We start from the raw sequence: 24031 nt of genomic DNA, 5'->3' as shown, positions 1-24031 counted from the left end.
TTTGATAATAAAATTTTGATAATACTTATAATTTTGGTAACAATCTTCAATTAGTCTTTAGCAGAACTTAAAAGGATTAGTCCGATTAAAGAGTGTTTTATAAAATAAGGTTTTTAGTTGTTATAAATGCTGATGGCTTTTTTCGTGATTAATCAGCCATTGTTTGCGTTCTAATCCACCGCTATATCCGGTTAACTGGCCGTTAGAACCGATTACTCTGTGGCAAGGAATGATGATGGCAATCCGATTCAAGCCATTTGCATTGGCTACTGCTCTGACTGCATTAGGATGGTTTAGTTTTTCGGCTTGCTGTTTGTAAGTATATAGTTCGCCAAAGGGGATGGTTTGTAAACATGCCCAAACGGATTGCTGAAATGGTGTCCCCGGGGTATGCAGGGCGACGGTAAAATTTTTTCTTTTTCCTTGAAAGTATTGCTCAATTTCTGCTCTGGCTTGTTGGATATGATTATTTACGCCAAATATGATTGTTCCATTTAGTAATTTTTGTAATTGCTGAAACTCCGTCTCTAACATTCGCCGGTCTACAAATTCCAGCAGACAAATACCTTGCTGCGTGGCGCATATAAACATTGGGCCTATGGGTGTGGATAAACGGTTAATCAGGATAATATTGTTTTCAGCATGGTTGGAGGGGGCATTTTTGACAAATTTTTTATATGTATAGCCAAAACCACTAAGTGATTCATAACCATGGTCGAATGCTGTATCCGTTATTTTTTTGCCGCTTTTCAATTCTTGATAAGCTAGATTGATTCGGTACATACGTTGATAGGTCTGATAAATAATGCCGTAATTTTTTTTGAACCAACGCCGAACGATTTCCGGACTGATATGATGCTCTCTTAGTACCGAGTCGGATATCTTTACCTTGGGATTTTGGCTAATCATTTTGATTGCTTTGATTATTTGCTCAGGCGCTTCATCTGCATTTTCGGTAGGCCGGCAGATTTTACATGGCCTATAACCCGCATTCAGGGCTTCTTTTACGCTTTGATAAAATACGGTATTTTCAAATTTTGGTTTTCTCGCTCTGCAAGTAGAAATACAAAATATTGAAGTTGTTTTCACCCCTACAAAGAAAATACCAACATATGCTGGATCTTTTGCAAGTAAAGCCTGATAGTATTTCTGAATAATGTTTTTATCTGTTATGGGCATGTTTTAGCTACCTGGATTTTTCTGACTTAGTTTTTGTGGCTTTGCTGAGCAATCGATAATGTGTTGATTATTAAATCTGATGAAATGATGTTAATGAAAAATTTGTATCAGTGACAACCGAAAATTTGATGACTATTTAAATACGAAGAATAATATTGTTGCTAGCTTGGGAGCTGGTAAATGAATTTCGATGAAAATCTTTCATTAAAAATAATAAAATATAAAAAGAAACTGAGATTCGTTAGATTAATTTATTGTCGAATTTTCAGTTAATAGAATAGTTATGAATTTGAATTTCATAACTATTTTTGTGAAGTGTTAATATCAACATTAAGTTTAATTTTTCTAATCTTTATATAAATTATTTCGATTAATTGATTTACAGGCAAATTCGTTCTAATTGTTCAATTTCCGATTGATACCGATTTTCTTGAATTTTATTGAAACCAGAAAGTTTATTAAAAAAATATAATGCATGTTCAGACATGGCTTTTATAAAATATTTTTTATTTATTAAAGCTTCAACTTTCAAATTACTATTAACACTAACCAGTACATCATTTCCTATTGGTTTTAGTTTAATTTCAATTGGTTGGCTCTCGAAATGTGTTTTAAATTCGTTATTGTTTTTTATCTGCTCCAATCCTTGAACTAAATTAGCCCATAGTTTATCAATATAATCGCACATATTATATTTCAATAAAATAACACGATTTATATTAAGATGTATGCTGCCCTCGATATTGTTTACATCTTTAATATCATAATGATATGCTGAAAAATTCATATATTGATCATGACCTATTTTTATAAAAGTATTTATTTCAATCACTATTAATTCCCTTTTTGGATTTGGTAAAAATTGTTTTATATAAAGTTTGTAAATCTTAGCATATACTTTTCAATTCAATATTATAAATTTCTATGATTTATTTTTTGATTATTAAGATTTTTCAAAACATCATTCATAGACGTTTCAGAAATAAAAGAAGCTCTTTTTGGTTTTATACTGATACAAATTAAATCCACCCAAGAGCCCAATCGGGTCCGGCTGCGTGAATCTGCCTATATCCGGGTCATAGTACCTGAAAGTATTGTAATGTAAGCCCGTTTCTCTGTCTAAATACTGCCCCTGATACCTCAGGTTCTGTTGTATCTGGCTGTGTTCGATTTCCTGTATCGGTTTGCCCCACAGCTGATAGCTGCATGCCCATACAATATGACCGTCTTCATCAGTGAGTTCTTCCGGGGCGCCGTTGACATCGGTGTGGTAGTACAGCACTTTCTGTTCCGTACCGGTAGTGGTCTCTACTCTGGCTAAGGGTTCATAGCCGCTCTCATCCGTGTAGATATAGACGCTTTTGCTTCTGTCGGTACGGGTTTCCTGAATCATTCTCAGCCCGTCCCACAGGAAACGGGTACGGTTGCAGGCTTTGTCCGCTCGGTCTATCTGGTGCTTTTCGATACGTCGGCCTAAGGCGCCGTAGACTGAGTTTTCTGTTTCTATTTTATTAAGTTTTATCTAAAAGTATGTTAGTTATTTATAGAATAATGTATATATATTTTATACTCATCATCATTAATAATTATTATTCTTTCAGGTTCTAAAAATAATAAGGATAAATCATAACACTGATTATATTTAAATACACTATCTAAGAAGAAATCAAGATTTTTGATATTTAAATAAACAGCAATTTTTTCTTCAAATAATTGAATACAATTTATACCAGTGTTGGTTTTTAAAATATTATGAATTACTTGAATTACTTTCTTTTTACATATGTCATGTTCCAGTATTATATCAGCATTATTTTGTTCAATTTTGAAAAAAATTTTCATTTGTTTTTTAAACCAAACAAAATCTTTATCCCCAATAAATGATATTTTAAATGATTGAATTCCTTCTAGGTTTTCGGCATATTTTTTTATTTTCAAATAAAGTAATTTTTTTTCAAGAATATTATTCATAATAAATATGATGGTCATTTGTTGATGGGTTGATAATTTTTAAATATCTTTCTTCTTTAAAATCATAGTTTCTTGAGTCTGCACCAGTTTTTGGCTTTCCTGCATGTGTATGTATTCCTTTCGCTCTTGGGTCATTTGTATGATCAACAATAACACGTTTATGTCCTTGAGCATTTCTATATTCATAATATCGACCATGTGAACCAAAATCCTCCGAATATTTATAATTTTTTTGCCCTTTTTTCACGGGGATATTTCCAACTATCCACTGTCTCTCTGGCTGTTGAGAATGAGGAATTTTAGCAAGATCTTTAGCTTTATTTAAAGCTTGTCGTCGATTGAGAAAATTACATTCTAATCCCCACGGATCAATCCACATCAGTGAGTTAGGCGCATACTGATACAGATTAAATCCACCCAGCAACCCAATCGGGTCCGGCTGCGTGAATCTGCCTATATCCGGGTCATAGTACCTGAAAGTATTGTAATGTAAGCCCGTTTCTCTGTCTAAATACTGTCCCTGATACCTCAGGTTCTGTTGTATCTGGCTGTGTTCGATTTCCTGTATCGGTTTGCCCCACAGCTGATAGCTGCATGCCCATACAATGTGACCGTCTTCATCAGTGAGTTCTTCCGGGGCACCGTTGACATCGGTGTGGTAGTACAGCACTTTCTGTTCCGTACCGGTGGTGGTCTCTACTCTGGCTAAGGGTTCATAGCCGCTTTCATCAGTGTAGATATAGACGCTTTTGCTTCTGTCAGTACGGGTTTCCTGAATCATTCTCAGCCCGTCCCACAGGAAACGGGTACGGTTGCAGGCTTTGCCCGCCCGGTCTATCTGGTGTTTTTCGATACGTCGGCCTAAGGCATCGTAGACATAGCCGTAGCGTTCGGTACGGTTTTGTTTTTCGATACGCACTTCGGTCAGGCGGTGTTCGGCATCATAGCTGTAGTACTGGGTACCGCTGGCGGTCTGTTTGCTGTGGGTACGGCCGTGTGCATCATAGGTGTATTGCAGGCCGCGGAAGTGGAGTAGCTGGTTAAAGCGAACCAGGTTTTGGTTGTCGGTACTGTTGTCTTCGTTGCGTCTTTTATCCAGCAGGTTGGCGGCGGCATCGTATTGCAGGGTTTCCCAGTAGGCTTGGTTGCGGCAGCTTTCGATACGGCCGGTGCGGTCATAGTGGTAATCGGTCTGTCCTTGCCGGGTATGTTTTTTACTCACCAGCCGGTCGAGGTTGTCGTACTGGTAGCGGCGGTCGGTAAGGATGTCGGGCAGGATGGTGTTGTGGCCACGCCGGGTCTGTTTGTGTTGCAGGCGGCTGTTGCGGTCGTATCTGAATTCGGTGTTCAGTTGTCCCTGGCTACGCAGGACTTCGCGATGTAGGCGGTCGCGTTCGATGTCGGTGATGGTGGTGCCGTCGAGGTTGATTTGGTGCAGATGGCCGGAACCGTAATAGAGGTTGTTGAGGGTACGGCCATCGGGCAAGGTGGTGGCGATGCGGTTGCCCAGTTGGTCGTACTGATGGCTGAGGGTGCCTTGTGCGGTGGTTTCGCTCAGCAGGTTGCCGATGATGTCGTAGCGAAAGGTGATGATGTCTGCTTCGGCCTCGGTCGGTAAGCCGGCTTTTTTGTAGCCGACTTTGATGAGGTTGTCGGCGGGGTCGTACTGGTAGGCGGTGTTGCCATCGGGGGTGTGTTTGCCAATCAGTCGGCCGATGGCATCGCGTGTGAAGCGGTGGGTGATTTCGGCGGGGCTGCCGGCAGCAAAGTGAACGGCACTGACGTTATCCAGCTGATCGTAAGTCAGCTTTTGTTTACGTCCGCCCAGATCGGTCTGTTCGGTTAGGCGGTCGCCGGCGTCGTAGGTGAATTGGTAATGCTCGCCGTTTTCGTTGGTTAATGTAGTCAGCCGGCTATAGGTATCATAGTGAAAGCGGATGCTGCGTCCGGCGCTATCGGTGCGTCGGTGCACCAGTCCGCGCGGGTCCCGATGGTAATGGGTGGTGTGGCCGGCGGGGTCGGTATAGGTCAGTAATTGTCCTGCTGCATTGACGCTGAAGTGTTCTTGGCGGCCATCGGGCAAGGTGGCGCTGATAAGGTCGCCGGCGGCGTTGTACTGGTAGCGGCTGCTGTTGCCGATGGCGTTGGTGATGTCGGTCAGGTTGCCATGGCGGTCGTAGCCAAGCTGGGTCAGGGAGCCGGAGCAGTCGGTATGTTGGATAAGCTGGCCGTTCGGGTTCCAGCGCAGGTATTTGTGCCCACCTCTGGCATCGGTGATTCTGGTTATTTGGCCGTGCTGGTCGTATTGGTAGCGGGTGCGTTGTTTTAAGGGGTCGATGACGGTCAGCAGGTTGCCGCGTTCATCATAGTAGTAGCGCCAGGTGCTGCCGTCGGGGTCGACGCTGATGGTGGGTAAGGCCCAGTGGGGTAACCACTGGGTCTGGGTGGTGCGTCCCAGTGGGTCGGTTTCGGCGGTTTCGCGTCCTTGTTCGTCATAGCTGTAGCGCCATTGTCCACCTTGGGCGTCGGTGACGCTGATGAGTTGTTGGTTGTCGTTCCATTCAAATGCGGTGGTGTGACCAAGGGGGTCGATGTAGCGGGTGATTTGGTAGACTTCGTTCCAGTAATGCTGGCTGATGCGTCCCAGGCTGTCTTTGACGGTGGTGAGGCGTTGCTCAATATCGTAGTGAAAGTGATAGTCTTCTTGTCGCTGGCCATCTGCTTCGGTCCAGTGATGGGTGACGCGCCAGGCGGTTTCGGCGGCATCGGCAAAGTAATCCCACTGGTAGTGGCAGTGCAGGCCGGTGGGCAGGCGGTGGTAGATGAGGCGTCGGCCGGTGTCGTAGGCAAAGGTGCGGGTGTGCCGCTGTTCGGCATCGATGACGTGTTGGAGGTCGCCCTGTGCGGTGTACTGGTATTGTGCCAGTACCCGGCTGTGGCCATTGGCCAGTTGCTGTTTGATGGTGGTGACGCGTTGTGGGTGCTGGGGATGCTGATAGTGCAGGGAGAGGCGGGTGCTGCGGTCGTTGTCGGTGATTTCGATGATGCGGCTGTGGCTGTCGCGGTAAAGAAGGAGGCGGTTGTCGTTGCGATCTTGAAGTGCGGTGAGGTAGAGGCGGTGGGGTTGGTTGGGGTCGGGCTCGAAGAGGCGGTAAAGGCCGTCGTCGTCTTCGATGACCCAGCGGTTGTGCTGGCCACGGCGGATGGTGAGGTTTTCGTTGATGCCGCGCATGCCTTCGCCGGGTTGTAAGGGGTCGATTTCGAGGCGGCGGCCTTGTTCGTTGATATAGACGGCGGCACAGGAGCCATCGGGCTGGGGGGAGATTTCGATTTCGACTTCGAAGCTGACGCTCCATCCGGCGCCGAACATGTTGTGGGTACGGGTGTCGACGCTGCTGTAGAAGCGTTGCCATTGGAGGGGCAGATGGGCGGGGAGGGTGAAGTCGAGCTCTTCGGTGTCGAAGAGGAGTTTGGCACCGGTGGGGAGGTGGACGGGGTGGCCGCGGGTAAATGCTTGTGCTATTTTGGCAGAGGCTAAGCTGGTGCCTGCATTACTGGCGATGGCCAGGACAAGACATTTGATTTTGGAACAGATTTTGCGGGGACGTCTTAAGGCTGAAACCACACCAATAAGCTGGGCAACGGGGTGTTTGCCGCTTCTGATTTCACGCACGACGATGGGCTCACCACCGATGCGTACGTTGCTGGATACTTTGACGCCGCCGGTATGGTCGTCGGTGACTTTGGCTTCGCAGGTGCTGCGGTCGTTGCTGCGTACGGCCGGCTGGCTGTTGATGTAGACCTTACTGGAACCTTCGGCCAGATATTCATCTGTGCCGAACGGATGCGGATGTTTGCGGCAAAGTATTTTGTCGTCATCTCTGGGTTCTGCTCTGGGATCGGGTGAGGCGACTGTTGGCCGAATAAATTCCTGGGCGATTTCTCCGGCTGCGATAAGTATACCTGCTATATCGGCGAAGTTTTCGGGCTGCTGTGGTTCTTCGCTGCTGTCACTTAGTTCAATGCTTTGATCTATGGCACCTGCGGCGCGGGCGGAAGCTTTGCCATTGGTGCGGGTATTGGGCGAGCCGGTTTTGATTTTGCCATCTTCGGAGGGCGGAAAGAGGCTACTGACCCAGTTGGAGAGGTTGGATACGATGGTATCACCACCTGAAATGGCCATGAGTACGCCGACAAGGACACTTAGGAGTAGTCCGCCGGTGGTGATGGTGCCGAAAATGGCAAAACCTACTGCGGCGGTGATGGCTGCATAGCATGCTATTTCTACAGCCGCACCAACGATGTCTGCGAGCATCGAGGTGTGTAATAGGATGTCCCCTTCGCGGGCGGCCCAATACGCATTGCCCATTCGTTAAGCCCCTTGATGAAAATATAGATGTGTATTGCTGTGTTTGTTTTTTGAGTTCGATGCTTTGTTTGTTGTTTACAATAAACTGTAAAATGCACTGTTAAATTAACATTACATTACATTTTATCATGTTTGATATTATGTATAAATAAGAATGGTGTTGGTATATGGCTGGTTTGCTGTTCTTATGTTGTTTTTTCTTTATTTGTGATGTTGTGGTGGTGAAGGTAATCAATTTACTTTTTCAGGTATGGCTGCTTGTTTTAGGGTTATGGTTACCAGTATTGGTGGTCTAAGGTCTGAGATTGATATTTCATTAATTAATAGATAAATTTTAAGATTTGGTTGTATGCGAAATGAGGAAGTTTTGAAGTCTGAATTTGCTCCGCGGTTGGTGCAATGGCAGCGGCAACATGGCCGGCATGGTTTACCGTGGCAGACGCAGGAGCCGTATCGGGTATGGCTCTCGGAAATTATGTTGCAACAGACTCAGGTGGCGACGGTGCTGGATTATTACCCGCGGTTTGTGACTACTTTTCCAGATGTGCAGGCACTGGCAGCTGCAGAAGAAGACGCGGTGCTGGGTCTATGGCAGGGACTTGGCTATTACAGCCGTGCCCGCAATTTGCACAAAGCTGCGCAACAGGTGGTAAATGAGTTTGGTGGTGTGTTTCCGTCTGAGCGAAAAGAGCTGCAAAGGCTTTGTGGAGTGGGGCGCAGTACTGCAGCAGCAATTGCTGCGTTCTGTTTTAATGCACGGGAAACTATTTTAGATGGCAATGTAAAGCGGGTGTTGTGCCGTTTGTTTGCGTTGGATGGTGATCCGGCCAATAAAGCTTTTGAGGCAAAACTGTGGACAACGGCTGAAGCTCTGCTGCCACGGAATGCTGCAGATATGCCGGCTTATACTCAGGGGTTGATGGATTTAGGTGCTACGGTATGTAAACGATTGAAACCGGTATGTGCTGTTTGCCCGATGAATGATATTTGTCTGGCACATCTGCAAGGCCGCACGGCTGAGTTGCCACGTAGGAAAGCGGCAGTAGCAGTTAAGGATGTGGCGCTTTACTGGCTAGTATTGCGTAATCGTGCTGGAGCGGTGTTTTTAACTAAGCGGCCGGCTAAAGGGATCTGGGGTGGTTTATGGTGTGTACCCTGTAGCGAGAGTCTGGATGATTTGTATGCACTTGCCTGTGATTTCGGTGTACAGGCGGAAGATTTGACTGAAGGCACAGAAATTAAGCATCGTCTGACGCACCGGCAGTTGATGATTTTGCCGTTCGCAGCTGTGGCTGGTGAGCAAGCGCCGGTATCGGCAAGGATAGCAGGTGAGTGGGTGGCACCAGAAAATCTGGCTGTTTATGGTATTCCTAAACCATTGCACAGCTATCTGAATGCGGTGCAAAACAGTCTTTTTTAATCTGATGGTTTTAGGTTTTCTCTGTAATAATGGGTGGTCATACTTATTTTATGTATGTTTGGATTGGGTGAATATACTGTAATGAATTTTGTGTAGTGTGAATAATATTGTTTTTTGTTTTGAATAGCGTAAATTTTGTTGACGCTATCATTGCAAATCCGTATAAACGCTATCTTGCTGAAATATTTCTGTCTTTTAAGTAATTATACGCAAAAGGCATAATACTTAAGAGATGGATGTTTTAGTATTTGCTGAGCTTAATGCGATGCATTGAGTTTCTGATTATTTAACCGGGAATAAAACAATGGAAGAAGATTCGAGTCGACCGTTTATTTTATTGATACCACAACTGCAACTAGGCCGTTGAGGTTTCCGGGTTAGTCTACAGTATCTACCGACCGGGAAACTGCATGGCCGGTGAGGTACTGTTTATGAAAAAATTAAAAAAAATCATTTCTCAACCAGTGGATATTAAGGCTGTGCTGGAGTCGCGCAACAGTCTTGATGGTACGCTGTCTAATTTACAGACCAGTCTGAGTGGTTTGACCGAGCATGACGTTAAGGAACGGCTGGCCAATTTTGGTCGCAATGATGTGGTGCACGATAAAGCTCCGTCTGCGTATCTGCAATTGTTGCTGGCATTTAAAAATCCTTTTATCTTCGTTTTGCTGGCGCTGGCTGGTGTAAGCTTTTTTACTGATTATCTGATTCCTTTGCGTCATGGTGAAGAAACCAGTTTAAGTGGCCTTTTTATTATTGTGGTGATGGTGCTGCTGAGTGGTTTGCTGAGCTTTTGGCAAGAATATCGTTCTAATAAGGCTGCGCAGGCGCTGAAATCCATGATCAGTACTACTGCCACGGTATTGCGCCGTAGCCACCGTGATATCAGTACTGAGCAGCTAGAAGTACCGATTAAGGAAGTGGTGCCAGGGGATATTATCTTGCTTTCTGCTGGTGATATGGTACCAGCCGATGTGCGCTTAATTGAGTCTCGCGATTTGTTTATTAGTCAAGCTGTGCTGACGGGTGAATCTATTCCGGTAGAAAAATCCGATACGGTGAATATGCATGGCACGGTGGCAGCCGACAAGCCTGTCTCTGCTAATCCGCTGGACGCAGAAAATATCTGCTTTATGGGAACCAATATTGTCAGTGGTAACGCTAAAGCTGTGGTGGTTGCCACGGGCAGTGATACTTATTTTGGCTCACTGGCTAAATCGATTGTGGGTACACGCAGCCAGACTGCTTTTGACCGCGGTGTAAACAGTGTCAGCCATTTGCTGATTCGTTTTATGCTGATTCTGGTACCGGTGGTGCTGTTGATTAATGGTTTTACCAAAGGTGACTGGGGTGATGCTGCTTTGTTTGCTCTGGCTGTGGCTGTGGGGCTGACACCGGAAATGTTACCAATGATTGTCAGCGCCAATCTGGCCAAGGGGGCGATGGCAATGGCACGGCGTAAAGTGGTGGTGAAGCGTCTGAGTGCCATTCAGAATTTTGGCTCTATGGACGTATTATGTACTGATAAAACCGGTACGTTGACACAAGATAAAATCATCCTCGAACATTACACTGATATTAACGGTAATAATGATAATGAAGTATTACAGTTGGCATGGCTGAACAGCTCCTATCAGAGTGGTATGAAAAATCTGATGGATAAGGCCATTGTGCGCTTTGCGCAGGAGCCGGAAAACAGTGCAGTGATTAACGATGGTGGTTATCGTAAGATTGATGAGTTGCCGTTTGATTTTGTACGCCGGCGTCTGTCTGTTGTGCTACGTGATGATAAGCAGCGTCATGTGCTGATTTGCAAGGGTGCAGTGGAAGAGATGTTGTCTATTTCCAGCTGTGTGTATGAACAGGGCAAACATCTGACATTGAATGCTGCACGACGTGAACAGTTGCTGGCACTGGCTGAAAGCTACAATAAGGAAGGTTTTCGCGTACTGGCTATTGGTAAAAAGTATATTTCAGAAGGGGAGCAGAAGGCACAGTATGCGGTGGCAGATGAAACTGAGCTAACTTTATACGGCTTTCTGACTTTCCTTGATCCACCAAAAGACAGTGCGGCACAGGCGATTGCTGCTTTAAGTGAAAATGGCGTAGCGGTGAAAGTGCTGACGGGTGACAATGCTATTGTGACGCGCAAAATCTGTCATGAGGTGGGTATTGAAGCTGGCCAGCCACTACTGGGTAATGAAATAGAAGCTTTGAGCGATGAGGCTCTGAAACCGCTGCTGGAACGGCATACTGTGTTTGCTAAGCTAACGCCGTTGCAGAAGTCGCGTATTATTCGTTTGTTGCAGGAAAATGGGCATACGGTTGGTTTTCTGGGCGATGGTATTAATGATGCGCCGGCTTTGCGTGATGCCGATGTGGGTATTTCTGTGGATACGGCTACTGATATTGCTAAGGAATCTGCGGATATTATTCTGCTGGAAAAAAGTTTGATGGTGCTGGAAGAAGGGGTCATTAAAGGGCGCGAGACTTTCGGCAATATTATTAAATACCTGAATATGACGGCGAGCTCCAATTTCGGTAATGTATTTTCAGTATTGTTTGCCAGTGCTTTCTTACCGTTTCTGCCGATGCTGGCGATTCAATTGCTGATACAGAATCTGCTGTATGATTTTTCTCAGCTTTCCCTGCCATGGGACAAAATGGATGAGGAATTTTTACGCAAACCGCGCAAATGGGATGTTTCTAATATCAGCCGTTTTATGCTGTTTATTGGTCCGATTTCCTCTATTTTTGATATCAGTACGTTTGCGTTGATGTGGTTTGTGTTTCATGCCAATGCACCGGAAGTTCAGAATTTGTTTCATTCTGGCTGGTTTGTGGAAGGTCTGCTCTCACAGACGCTGGTGGTGCATATGCTGCGTACGCGCAAAATACCGTTTGTGCAAAGTACCGCTTCTTTACCGGTATTATTGATGACAGTGCTGATTATGGCTGTAGGTATTTATATCCCATTTTCACCAATTAGTGGCTGGATTGGTTTGACGCCATTGCCATGGCAGTATTTCCCATGGCTGGTGTTGACTCTGGGATGTTACTGTGTAGTGACGCAGACGGTGAAGCGCTGGTATATTCGCCGTTTCGGGCAATGGTTCTAACTATCGGTGTGAATAAGAGCGAGTGAATAACTCGCTCTTTTATTTAGTTGCTATTGGAAAAATCGCTGGCTAAGTTTGCCATCCATTTGGGGATGCAGTGTGCATAAAAGTGAATTCAGAAAAAATTAGATTGGTTGGGTCTGGAGAATTTAGTGTAAACACAGGTATGTGGTTTTTGCTTTTAGTATTTATCTAACTTTTTAGGCCATACTATTTCATACAGTATGGCCTGATGGATTAGCGGCAGGTGTTAATAATTAAAAAACACTGTTGCCGTTGACCGATTTTATTTTTTCGATATTTTCTTCGATTACGTCCCAGTGTTCGGCTATCTGGCCGTTTTCTAACCGGTAAATATCACAGGTTTTGCTTTGATGACCTTGTTCATCAGTGGTTTTATAGAATACATATACCATATCGCCATCGGCGCTGATGTTTTTGGTGTCATATTGCAGTTTTTGCTGCAACAAGGTATTTAGAAATTTGACGAAGCCTTCACGGCCATTTGCTACTTCTGGGTTGTGCTGAATGTAGTCTTCTTTGACAAATTTATTTATGTTGGATAAATCACCATTTACGAATACCTGTTGGTGAAACGCTGTGACAATTTCTTTATTGGTTTGCATCATTTACTCCAGAAAAATTCGGCATATACCGATAATTCATTGTAGCGAGTAATTTTTGATATAAATAACTGATTTATAATAATTAACTTTTTGTATTGCTAGATTGATTATTAATTAATTATTATTAAATCGATGCTGGAGCGGGCTAAATTTTGTCTGGATTTATTTTTAGAGTATGAGTATGGCGCGGAAGTCGTTGATGTTGGTGCGGGTAGGGGTAGTAATCAGTAATTGTTTGGTGGCGGCAAAAAAATCATAAGCTCGGTGCTGTTGCAACAATTCATTGGGATTGAGGCCGATTTTTCGCGCATGGTGCAGACTCTCAGGAGTGAACCATGCGCCGGCATTGTCCTCGCTGCCATCAATTCCATCGGTATCAGCGGCCAATGCGTAGATACCGGAGGCGCCATTCAGTGCAATAGCCAGTGCAAGCAGGAATTCGCTGTTGCGTCCGCCGCGTCCTTGATGTTTGAGGGTTACAGTGGTTTCTCCGCCACTGAGAATTAACAGCGGTTTTCTATGTGGCTGCTGGTGATGATACTGGGCAATGCCGGCCATTACCTGAGCTACTTCGCGTGCTTCACCTCCTATGCGGTCGCCCAGATAGAGTACGTCGATACCCTGATTCTGTGCCTGTTTTTGTGCTGCGCTAAATGCCTGATGCGGGGTGATGATGATATGAGCGCTACTGTTGTCCAGCTTTTTGGGGGTTTCTGCTGTGGGTGAATTTAGATAGGTGGCTACGCTTGGCGGCAGTTCGAGCTGATATTGGGTGACGATTTGTTTTATGTCGGCAACTGTGGTGGGATCGGCTACGGCGGCACCAGAGCCGATGGTGCTGATGTCGTCGCCAACCACATCGGAAATAGCCAGTGTGGTGATGTGAGCTGGTGCGGCAGCTTCTGCAAGGCGCCCGCCCTTTATGCGTGACAGATGTTTGCGCAGGGTATTCATGGCTTCGATAGGAACGCCGTGAGTAAGCAGTTGGCGGTTAATGTTTTGTTTGTCTTTCAGTGAGATACCGGCAATCGGTAATGTGGTCAACGCGGAAGCACCACCTGATACTAAATAATAGACCTGATCTTTTGGGTTTAGTCCGCTTACAGCTTGCAGTAATGCTTCGGCAGCCGCCTGCCCTGCGGAATCAGGTAGAGGATGGCTGGCTTCCAGTACTCGAATGTGTTTGGTAGGTACACTATGGCCATAACGGGTTACAACCACTCCGGATAGGGGTGGATAGTTTTCTGGCCAGATTCTTTCCCACTCGGCAGCCATGGCGGCGGCAGCTTTGCCGGCACCGACTACTATTACTTTGCCCGTAGGTTTTTGTGCTGGTAACCATGCTTTCATTTTATTTATTGGGCTGGCTTCTTGCACGGTGTACTGAAAAAGCTGCTGTAGAAAGCTGATGGCCTGGTCGTTTTTAATCATATTATTTCCCCTTTGTATATAAATGTTAGTGGTTTTTTTCATTTGCAAATTTCTGTGCCAGAAAATCGATAAAGCTGCGTACTTTGGCACTGAGAAATTCACGATTCATGTAGGCGGCATACAGAGTGTGGCTTTCAGGGCAGGCGATGTGATCAATGGTTTGGAGGCGCTGATTTTCGATGTCTTCTTTAACCATCCACTCTGGTAAATAGGCTAGTCCCATATGATTGAGTGCCATTTGATGGATGAGCAGGGCACTGTTGCTGGTACAGGCCGGTATCAGGGGTAGATCGAGATGTACGTATTGGGGCAGTAGCCCATAGTGCTGTTTGAGGTCGGCCATGGTATGCGGCGTACCATATTTTTTCAGGTATTGCGGGCTGGCAACCCATAGGAAATCGATTTTGGTGATGGGTTTGACTATTAGATTAGGTTCAGGATTATTGGTTACTCGCAGTGCAAGGTCTATTCCTTCGGCTACTAAATCGGCGCGGCGGCTGTCGAGATTAATAGACAGGCTGACTTCGGGATATTGGCGCCGATATTCTGCTAGCATTTCTCCGAAATGGCGAGAGGCACACCAGTTCGGAGCGGTGATTTTAAGTAGCCCCTGAGGTTTGATAGTGCCAGCCTGTGCGATGTGTTTTGCTTCGGAAAGGGTATCTAGTGCTTCTACACAACGATGATAGTATTCTTGACCGGCTTCAGTGAGGCTGATGCGGCGGCTGGTGCGGTTGAGCAGTTTGGCCTGGATGCTTTTTTCAAGATGATGTAGGTGCTTACTCGCCATGGCTGTGGAAATATCCATGAATTCAGCCGCTTTGGTAAAGCTGCCGAGTTCGACGACATAGCGAAATACCCACATGCTTTGTAAGGTGTCCATTTAGTTTCTTTACAGGAAATAATTATTCTATAAAAATGATATCGTTTCTCAATGGTAAATTCAATACACTGTCGTTATCTTTTCAATAAATGAGTAATGGAGTGGCCATGATTAATACGAAAACAATTGATACTGATTTCAATGGTTATGCTTTGACTGTGTTGCGTCTGGTTACGGCTTTTTTATATATTCAGCATGCTACAGCAAAATTTTGGCAGTGGCCGTTATCCATGACTGACGGTCATGGGTCTGTGGCACTGTTTTCGCTGATGGGAGCGGCCGGTGTTCTGGAATTAACGGGCAGTGTTTTGTTGCTATTGGGTTTGTTTGTGAGGCCAGCTGCTTTTGTTCTGAGTGGACAGATGGCGGTAGCTTATTTGTTTTTTCATACGCGGTCTGCTGGTTTGCATACTTTACTTACTCCTCAGTTAAATAATGGGGAGCAGGCAGTATTATATTGTTTTATTTTTTTGTTTCTCTTTATGGCTGGTGGCGGGCGACTGGCGCTAGATAACCGGTTTAAATCACTTTTAAAGTAGGTGGCTTTTTGACTATCTGGCTATGATTGGTTCATAAATATTCTGTTTGGCTAGTAGGTTTGGCTTAGACAGAATATTTAATTAGACAGAATATTTAACTAGTATATAAATACGTAATTATGAACTATGGTGATTTTTGTAAATATTTGAGATAATTTTATATTTCAATAGGATATTTTATTTAATCTTGCTCTTGCTTATAGAGTGGCTTTTAAAAATTTAATATTTTAGTGATCTGGGATTAAAGTTTTTTCATACTGGTGTTTACTGAGGCTTAGTGTCTATATTTGAATGTTTGTAGAAACTAATTATGTTTTTGTTTGTTTTCCCTGTATACAGATGCAGTGCAGCAACTCAATAAAATTGCGCTAACAAAATACACCCAAAAATTTATTTTAGTTAGATTGTTGTCTTTAATATCTGCAATTTCAGGAGAATATCTATTATAAAGAATTTTGATTTTCTCTCCTTCGTGAACATTTATCCCGGTTGTAATATCTTTGCTAATAACAACGTTATTGTTTTTATCGAGATATTTGGCTGTTAATTCATAATAATCTGTCCCCTTTTTTTGATATTTATAAACGGTTTCTACAGTGGCTGAGGTTTCTATGCCATGTATATGAACTCTGTAATAATAAGTAGCATAATATATGGCTAGTATACTCAACATAGCGCTTATTAAGGTCCCAATCCAAAAATTTTTATCTTGATTATGTAAATCTAGTTTCTTTAACATAATTAATAATGTGCCCTTGAAATCAAATTTAAAGGTTATATTAATAATATACTATAATTTTTGATGGATACAGCAGTTCGATGCTAAATAAGCAGATTAATTTTCTACATAAATTTAACTTTAATTTAAGTTAATAATTAATCAAAACGTCGTGTATATCGGATTTCGCCACCTGCAGAGCCTGTTCCTACACGTATGATGCTTTGCAGAGCTCGGCTGATCTGATAGGTAATGCTAACTGTTTGCGTAGCACTTTCGATTCCGTAAAGGTAACTAATATACAGGTTGTTGGAAAGATGTTTGCCAATGGTAATGGCTTGTTCGGCCGGATTCATTTCGCCAGTTTGGCTATTGCGGGTTTGCTGGCTGGTTAGGCCAATTTCATCCAGCAGGCCAAGTTTATCGTTGAGACCGCCAGCCAGCCATGCGCTGGCAGCTGCGGCAATGGCTGCTTCATCGCCGGCGCTGCCGCTGCTGGGACGGTTGAGTATCAGCCATGACAGTTTGTCTTTTTCGCTCATGGCTTCGTTGGCGATAAGGTTGATACGTGGGCTGTCGAGGCGACCCAGTGCTTCAACTCCTGCTCCCACCTGAGAATATCGGCGTTTGGCACGGATTTTCAGGTTGGGGTTGTCCATCGGACCGACGAAGGAAATGGTACTGCCATGCTGAATGACCAGATCTTGTCCATAGGCTTTGTACTGTCCGCGTACGACATTCACAGTGCCGACAATCTGGATGGTGCTTCCGGGATTGGCGCTGGCGTTGAGCTGACCACCTAGTAAAACATCTAATCCTTCGCCGCTGAATCTGAAGGCATTGTTCATATCTAAATCCAGATTGAGACGGATGGGTGTGGCGCGCTGCTGTTCGGTGGTTTTTTCACGGCCTAGAACAACTACGTCGTCATCTAGTTGTGGCATGCCGGATTTCTGCATGCCGAATAAACCTTTGTCTACTTTGAGTTTGCCATTCAGGACGATGCCATGGGCGATGGTATACAGCAGCTGCGTATTGCCGCTGAGGGTAAGACGGCGGTTTATCTGGTCAAAGATGTTGTAGTGGTCAAAATGGGCGGTGACGTTAATGTCTGGAGTAAGTTTGGTCATGTCAACGACACCATTAAGTTTAATAGTACCGTCGCGGCGGGCGAAGGTGAGGCTGTCTATAAGCCAGCGACGACCCTGAAAATGACTTCTAAGACTGCCATTTTCGAGAATAGTGCCATTAGACTGATCACGATAATAAAGGTTGTTGCCGATGAGTGTGCCGTTTAGTAATGGTTCGTTCAGATGGCCGCTGATGGTTGCGTTGGTGTGCATGCTACCATTGAGTTGCATGCCAATGGGCAGTAGATTGCGTACGCTGCTCAGATCAGGACTGTCTATTTTAATATGGCCGCTGATGGGCGCATTACTAATTTGTCCGTTGGCGGCAGGGGTAATGATGAGTAGGGCATCGGTGGTGCCATAGCGGGTGAGGCCGCTGAGGTGGTTATCGATGTGACCATTCTGGAAACGGGTATCGAGTCGGACATTTTGCAGACCCAGTTTCTGCTGGTGCTGCGGTAGAATGATATCGCCGCCCTGCTGATACAGTTTCAGATAGCCCTGCATGTTGCGGCTATAGCTGAAATTCCAGTCGCCACCAATTATCAGGTTTTGTTCGACGGGCAATTCGACGATGCTATGTAACTCGCGCAAAGCGAGATTGCTGGCTGTGCCGCGGGTAATCAGCCCTTTGTTTTTGTCCCAATTGAGGTTGCTGAGGCTGAGGCTGCCACCCAGTGCTGCCCAACGTGCGTTCTGCATATTGACGCGTTCAGCTCCGGCTTCAAGTTGAATGGGGCTGAGCAGTTTGAGATTGAGGGCACCGTTGATATCTAGTGTGTTGACACGGCCTCGCCACTGATAATTCTTATCCATTCCGCCATGGGCATTAATGCTCAGATGATAGGATTTGCCATCGAGTGACAGACTGCTGTTGCCTAGTAGCTGATGCTGGTTGCCGCGGCCGTTAATTTTGATGTCGGTGTTGTTGATTATAGTTGGTTTGCTGCCGTTGCCACCGGCTATGTATATGTGGTCTGCAGCCATGTTCAGCTGTAATGGCTGGGTAATATCGGGAGAACCAATAATTTTGAAATCCAGCTGGCTGATGTTAAGCAGTTTTGCGATTTGTAGGTTGCGGGCTGCACCGCTAAGGTTGGCGGTAATTTTTTTCGGTTCACCTGCAATAAAGCCTTTGGTGTTGAGTAGGCCTTTGAGGCCGAATCCAAAAAGACCGATATCAGGAGCGTTGATATCGAGATTGAGTTTATCGCCGGTTTTGCCGAAGCTGCCATTGGTAAGTATACGGTTGCGGCCAGCGTTAAGATTGATGTTGGCTTGCTCCAGATGCTGGTTGCGATAGCGGATTATGGCTTTGCCGGAAAGTGCTGCACCGGAGAGTATGCTGTTGTGCCACAGCATGTCTGCTTGAATGGTCGGTTGCTGTGCCAGCTGACCGCTGACGTTGATATGGCCGTTGATGCTGCCGGCAGGAAAGCTGGAGTTGACTTTGGACGGGTTGAAATTATTGCTGTTTATAGCCAGTTGCAGGGCTTGATTTTGATACAGTGCTAGGCTGCCTTTGGCACTAAAGCTACCACCTTTATTCGGGGTGATGTTCAGTTTGTCGAGTATCAAGGTCTGTTGATGTTTTTGTTCATCGGTAATGATTTGAATAGAACCATCGCTGCTGCCTTTTTCGCTGGACAGCAGCCATTGGGTGTTTAAGCCGTTAAAGCTGCCAAATACGCGGATGTGTCCATTGAGCGAACCAGGCAATGGTGTAGTCAAGGCGTCATCTGCGTAGATTCGTAACAACTGGCTATTGATGTCCAGCTGCTTTGCAGCGCTGTCTATGCTGCCGCGGGTGATGATTTGCCCTTGCCGAAGCAGGCGTGTGGTCAGGGCAGGTAACTGAAGCTTGCCATTACTGTCGATGTTGATATCGCCTTCAATACCGCGGATAGGTAAACCGGAGCTTTTAGCATCATTATAGGCACGTGGCTGGTCGTTACCCAGTTTGATGTGGCCGGCCAGTTGGTTCTGGCTGTTTTTAACGGGAGTGAGGTCTAAGTTGAGATTAAGATCAGCAAAAGGAAGGCTGCTGCTAAAGGCGGCAGGATTGATGTGGCGGCTTTGTAGATTGAAGCTGACTATTTTGCGGTTGAGCTGTAAGGCGTAAGGTCTGAGAATGGCATGAGTGCGAAAATGGATATCTCCGCCATCCAGACGGGCAAATAGGTCGGGCTGTTGTAGGCTGCCTTTAATCAAGGCGGCACTTTCTACAGCGGTTTTATCAAGCGTGCCGTTGCCATTTAGTTGACCGTTCAGTGCAAACGGTGTTTGAGTGGCAATGGCAATATTGCCTTGAAGGTTCTGCCATGGAGTATTCAGTTGGTTGAGGACAAGCTGATGCTTGCGGTAATTATATGTATAGCTGGCCTGACTATTGAGCAAAACCGGAGTCTGTTTTTTGCCGAGAGTGAAGCTGCCAAGCTGGATGCTATCAATTTGAATTTGTAAAGGCAGATTGATGCTATTGGGCAGTGTGGGAACTGGTTTCGGGGTGGGGACGCTGTGGTCGGTGTAGTTGATTTTGCCAACATCCAGCAGCCGCACGTGAAATCGTCGTTGCCATAATTCGCGGTTGTTCCAGTTTAGCTGGAGCTTATCAATGGTTAAATCAAAATCGCGATGGCTGACATGGATGTCTGAACCGGCAAAGCCTTGCCAAATTGTGCCGTTCAGTTTTTGGGTGCTGATGTGTACACCAAACCATTTAGGTACGGTATGAACGCTGAAGCGAAGACCGGATTCGGTGCCGGCCAGCCAGCACACTAAGGCGATGATGATGATTATGAGGCCAAGCAGGGTGAATAGGCTGGCTTTTAGCCAGCTTTTCCAACGTGGCCTGCGCGGTGGCTGTGGAGTGGTTGCGGGTTTGGCTGAAGTTTCGCCTGAGTGAAGTATGGTTTCAGCCATTAGAATTTTGTTCCCAAACTGATAGACCAGCGCCATTTTTTATCATGATGGCCGTAGGCGATATCGAAGGCAAAGGGGGCGACGGGGCTAAACCAGCGTACGCCTAAACCAGAGCCATGACGCCATTGCATGTCGCTGAAATTTTTGGACACTGAACCGGCATCGTGAAATAGAGCCAGAGCAAAATCTTTGTACACCGGAATTTGGTATTCCACGCTGGCTACGGCCAGTGTACGGTTAGGTAATACGGAACTATGTGAGCTTTTGATACCAATGCTATCGAGCTCATAGCCTCTAACGCTACCGGCACCACCGGCACGAAACATGAGAATGGAAGGGACATTGACTGCATCACCGGTGTGCACATAACCAATTTGACTGCGTAACACCCAGGTGCCGTATTTTTTGTTTTCCGGTGTGTAGTAATAGCCACCGCTGGCCGTTACCCGCTGCATGGAAGCGGATGCCAATAGTTTTCCCAGTGTTGTACCGATTTTCCCTTCCAGATAATAGCCATTGGCTGGCCTTAGCTGGGTCTGAATATTCTGACGCTTCCAAGAAGCGGTCAGCATAGTGGCATAGCTATGACCAAGCTCAGGACCATCTTCGATTTTGCTGCTTTCAGTAATATATTCAATACCAATACGGGAGTCTATGCCATTGCGGTCTCGTACTTTCCAGATGCCGCTAGACAGGGCACGGCTTTCCAGATGCTGTACGGTAGAATAAGTATAGTTGAGATTACTGGTCCAGTAATGGCCACGGCTGTTGCGCGGCTGGCTCAGGCCAAAACCAAAGGTGGTTTCGTAGCGGTCGGTATCTAGCAAGGTGGAGCCGACAAAGCCTTTATGGAACACATTGTAATGGTCATAGCCACCGCGGAATCCGGGACCATTTTTGGTGTCGTAACGTAAACCAAAGGTCAGTTTCTGACGACGCATTTCGCTTACTTTTACCAGTACAGGTACGTGGTCATTTACCATGTGGTCGAAATCGGCACTGACCACGGCATTGCCATAATGGCTGTCTTGTTCCAACGCTTGTTGATAATCAAGCAGTTTGTCCAGATCATAAGGTGATCCGGGGCCAAAACCGGCCATTCCGGTAACAATAGACACCGGATAGCGTTCGTTGCCGCTTACCTGTATATCGCCGAAATAGATAGGCTGTTTGCTGTCTACAGTAAGTGAAAGGTCGGCCAAATTTTTTTGCGGATCAATAGTGGCGCGGCTGGCACTGATGGTGGCCAATGGATATTTTTTACGCACAATGGCGGAGAGTACCGAAGATTTGCTGGCTGACCAGTTGCTTTGAGTAAAAGGGTCACCAACTGGTAGTACCCAGTTGTCAACGGCGCTTTTGTAGTAATTGGTCAGGTCGTCATCTGCTGTAACGTTGCCGCTCAACGAAATATTGACATTTTCAATTTGAGTACGGGGGCCAGGGTCAATGTGTATCAGATAGCCATCTCTTTGTTTTTCGAGATTAACTTTTGCATTGAAATATCCCTCTGTTTCAAGCATGGTCTGCGTTTGCTGAGGTGCTTCCTCCGCCAAGAATCCAAGCTGCTCATCATCAAGGTCTTCGATCAATTGCTGAGTAATCAGTGGCAGATGGTCTGTAATTAATTTTTGCAGCGCAGAATTATTGACATCAATAGTGACAGGTACCCGCGGAGTTTTCGGCGGTTGATGCTTGTGTTCTTCGCGATACTGGTGCGGATGCAGTAATCGGTGCAGTAAGCCGGTTTTCGGTGGTGGTATGTCGTCTTCTATATCATCGCTGTCTGCTGGCAGACTGGCCGCCCATACCATTGAGGTAAGGGTGGTGAGCAATATACTCTGTAGCAGCCCGTGCAGGCGTTTCTGCGAGATATATATCAAGATTAATCCTGTAGGGTTATGTTTAGTGCGGCGATTTCTAAAGATAAAAGGTATGTCGGGTGATTACTGGCCGGTTATTTTAGCTATTGTAGCGCGAAAATAGTAGTCAAACCTATACTGAAAACGGTGGTGATGTTATGAAAATGTAAAACTAACGCTATTTTTGTATGTTAAATTTGAATCGAGTTAACGAATATCGGGGTTAATGAGATTTGGACGCTGAGCAAAGTATTTTGTAGAATGCGGGTTTATGTTGGTCTGGGCACTGATGTCCACGTACCGGAACCTGAGTGAGGATTGATTGTGACCAAGATTGTTCATGTTGGTAATATTTCAGTAGCCAATGATTTGCCACTGGTGCTGTTTGGTGGCCTGAATGTACTGGAAAATCTGGATTTGACTTTACGTACTTGTGCGCATTATGTTGAGGTAACTCGGAAACTGGGCATTCCGCTGGTGTTCAAGGCATCATTTGATAAAGCCAATCGTTCTTCGATTCATTCCTACCGTGGTGTGGGTTTGGATGAAGGTATGAAAATTTTTACCGCGGTAAAACAAGAATTTGGTGTTCCAGTAATTACGGATGTACATGAACCGTATCAGGCTGCACCGGTAGCAGAAGTGGCAGATGTTTTGCAGTTGCCGGCTTTTCTTGCTCGCCAGACTGATTTGGTGGTGGCACTGGCGCAGACGGGTAAAGTGGTGAATATCAAAAAGCCGCAGTTTTTGAGTCCGCACCAGATGAAGAATATTGTTGATAAATTCTACGAAGCGGGCAATCAGCAGCTGATACTGTGTGAACGAGGCAGCAACTTCGGTTATGACAATCTGGTGGTAGATATGCTTGGCTTTGGGGTGATGAAAAAAGTCTGTGCCGATCTGCCGATTATATTTGATGTTACCCATGCGTTGCAGCAACGGCAGGCAGATGCAGCTGCTTCTGGTGGTCGTCGCAGTCAAGTGCTGGATTTGGCTCTGGCCGGTATGGCCACACGGCTGGCTGGATTATTTCTTGAAGCTCATCCTGATCCAGATAAAGCACGTTGTGATGGTCCGAGTGCCTTGCCGCTAGACATGCTGGAACCATTTTTGGCTCAGGTTAAAGCGGTGGATGAATTAGTAAAAACTATGCCTGTACTTGAGATTAACTGATTGATCATATATCAATAAAAAAGCAGAGATATTTATCTCTGCTTTTTTGCATCTCAGTAAAACTGGCTTAAAAATTTATTGCTCCACAGAACCTGAATTCTGATACAGGGTAAATAAAGGAACACCCTCATTGCGGATTCTTTTTCCACCAGGTAAATCAGTGAATTCGATTATGGCTGCAGCCTCAACAACTTCTGCACCTAGTTTGCGAATGAGTTTGGCACCTGCAGTCATGGTGCCGCCGGTAGCTACCAGATCATCAACCAGCAGTACTCGAGTACCGGGTTTTACAGCATCTGTATGCATTTCGATAGTAGCATGGCCGTATTCCAGCTCATAACTTTCAGCAATCGTTGTGAAAGGTAATTTGCCTTTTTTTCTGATGGGAACAAACCCAACATTAAGCTGGTAAGCTAATGCTGCACCGATAATAAATCCTCGTGCATCCAGACCGGCTACTACATCAATTTTCTGATCCATATAACGATAGACCATTAAATCAACCAGTAGGCGGAAATACTGCGGACTTTGCAATACCGGTGTAATGTCATGAAATAAAATTCCTTCCTGCGGCCAGTTTGGAATTTTGCGAATTTTTGCAGCCAGCGCTTCAACACCTATGACTTCAGGGTGAGTCTGCATTATAAATCCTTTAAAAATAAAGACTATATGCGAAAGCTATAAACGCA

General features: G+C 45.4%; 16 protein-coding genes. 4 read left to right on the top strand and 12 right to left on the bottom strand.

All coding sequences use genetic code 11. From position 1 onward, the window contains the following. Positions 1 to 120: 120 nt before the first annotated feature. The 5 genes from ABU615_RS03635 to ABU615_RS03615 all read right to left on the bottom strand — a co-directional run bounded on the left by ABU615_RS03635 (position 121) and on the right by ABU615_RS03615 (position 7519). Positions 121 to 1179 (bottom strand): bifunctional transcriptional activator/DNA repair enzyme AdaA, encoded by a 1059-nt coding sequence (locus tag ABU615_RS03635; RefSeq protein WP_370389230.1) that lies wholly within the window; start codon positions 1177 to 1179, stop codon positions 121 to 123. 379 nt (positions 1180 to 1558) lie between these two features. Beyond that, entirely contained in the window at positions 1559 to 2011 is a 453-nt protein-coding gene (locus tag ABU615_RS03630) for a hypothetical protein (RefSeq protein WP_367487378.1), read from the bottom strand. A 144-nt stretch (positions 2012 to 2155) separates the two neighbouring features. Further along, positions 2156 to 2572 (bottom strand): RHS repeat-associated core domain-containing protein, encoded by a 417-nt coding sequence (locus tag ABU615_RS03625; protein ID WP_370389229.1) that lies wholly within the window; start codon positions 2570 to 2572, stop codon positions 2156 to 2158. A gap of 140 nt (positions 2573 to 2712) precedes the next feature. Then, positions 2713 to 3150, bottom strand: a complete 438-nt coding sequence (locus ABU615_RS03620) for a hypothetical protein (protein ID WP_370389228.1) — start codon at positions 3148 to 3150, stop codon at positions 2713 to 2715. Then, positions 3143 to 7519, bottom strand: coding sequence for an RHS repeat-associated core domain-containing protein (locus tag ABU615_RS03615; RefSeq protein ID WP_370389227.1), 4377 nt, complete (start codon positions 7517 to 7519; stop codon positions 3143 to 3145). The genes ABU615_RS03620 and ABU615_RS03615 overlap by 8 nt, the downstream gene beginning before the upstream one ends. A 349-nt stretch (positions 7520 to 7868) precedes the next feature. Between ABU615_RS03615 and mutY the strand changes: the two genes are divergently transcribed. Then, positions 7869 to 8939, top strand: a complete 1071-nt coding sequence (mutY, locus tag ABU615_RS03610) for an A/G-specific adenine glycosylase (protein WP_370389226.1) — start codon at positions 7869 to 7871, stop codon at positions 8937 to 8939. Between the two features lie 431 nt (positions 8940 to 9370). Beyond that, positions 9371 to 12058, top strand: coding sequence for a magnesium-translocating P-type ATPase (gene mgtA / locus ABU615_RS03605; RefSeq protein ID WP_370389225.1), 2688 nt, complete (start codon positions 9371 to 9373; stop codon positions 12056 to 12058). A gap of 257 nt (positions 12059 to 12315) precedes the next feature. Here the strand turns inward: mgtA and ABU615_RS03600 are convergent, their stop codons facing one another. The 3 genes from ABU615_RS03600 to ABU615_RS03590 form a co-directional block, all read right to left on the bottom strand. After that, a complete protein-coding gene (locus ABU615_RS03600; protein WP_370389224.1) occupies positions 12316 to 12684 on the bottom strand; it encodes a nuclear transport factor 2 family protein in 369 nt (122 codons plus the stop codon). Positions 12685 to 12852: 168 nt separating this feature from the next. Then, positions 12853 to 14115, bottom strand: a complete 1263-nt coding sequence (locus tag ABU615_RS03595) for a glycerate kinase (RefSeq protein ID WP_267404772.1) — start codon at positions 14113 to 14115, stop codon at positions 12853 to 12855. A gap of 25 nt (positions 14116 to 14140) precedes the next feature. Further along, entirely contained in the window at positions 14141 to 14998 is an 858-nt protein-coding gene (locus ABU615_RS03590) for a LysR family transcriptional regulator (RefSeq protein WP_267404774.1), read from the bottom strand. Between the two features lie 107 nt (positions 14999 to 15105). Between ABU615_RS03590 and ABU615_RS03585 the strand changes: the two genes are divergently transcribed. Further along, on the top strand, positions 15106 to 15537 hold the full coding sequence (locus tag ABU615_RS03585) for a DoxX family protein (protein ID WP_267391953.1): 432 nt from the start codon (positions 15106 to 15108) through the stop codon (positions 15535 to 15537). Positions 15538 to 15841: 304 nt separating this feature from the next. On the opposite strand, the gene ABU615_RS03580 is transcribed toward ABU615_RS03585, so the two are convergent. The 3 genes from ABU615_RS03580 to ABU615_RS03570 form a co-directional block, all read right to left on the bottom strand. Continuing rightward, a complete protein-coding gene (locus ABU615_RS03580; protein ID WP_267391952.1) occupies positions 15842 to 16276 on the bottom strand; it encodes a hypothetical protein in 435 nt (144 codons plus the stop codon). 137 nt (positions 16277 to 16413) lie between these two features. Further along, positions 16414 to 20307, bottom strand: coding sequence for a translocation/assembly module TamB domain-containing protein (locus ABU615_RS03575; protein ID WP_370389223.1), 3894 nt, complete (start codon positions 20305 to 20307; stop codon positions 16414 to 16416). Beyond that, complete coding sequence (locus tag ABU615_RS03570) at positions 20307 to 22121, bottom strand: autotransporter assembly complex family protein (protein WP_370389344.1); 1815 nt, start codon at positions 22119 to 22121, stop codon at positions 20307 to 20309. The genes ABU615_RS03575 and ABU615_RS03570 overlap by 1 nt, the downstream gene beginning before the upstream one ends. A gap of 381 nt (positions 22122 to 22502) precedes the next feature. Here ABU615_RS03570 and kdsA point away from each other — a divergent pair, with 381 nt between their 5' ends. Continuing rightward, entirely contained in the window at positions 22503 to 23342 is an 840-nt protein-coding gene (gene kdsA, locus ABU615_RS03565) for a 3-deoxy-8-phosphooctulonate synthase (protein WP_267391961.1), read from the top strand. 75 nt (positions 23343 to 23417) lie between these two features. Here the strand turns inward: kdsA and ABU615_RS03560 are convergent, their stop codons facing one another. Then, complete coding sequence (locus tag ABU615_RS03560) at positions 23418 to 23984, bottom strand: adenine phosphoribosyltransferase (protein WP_100141203.1); 567 nt, start codon at positions 23982 to 23984, stop codon at positions 23418 to 23420. Between the last annotated feature and the right edge of the window lie 47 nt (positions 23985 to 24031).

The sequence above is a fragment of the Snodgrassella alvi genome (genome assembly GCF_040741455.2).
In the GTDB taxonomy this organism is placed as follows: domain Bacteria; phylum Pseudomonadota; class Gammaproteobacteria; order Burkholderiales; family Neisseriaceae; genus Snodgrassella; species Snodgrassella alvi_E.
Note: the sequence above shows the minus strand (reverse complement) of the source record. Positions and strands in the feature narration are given on the sequence as shown.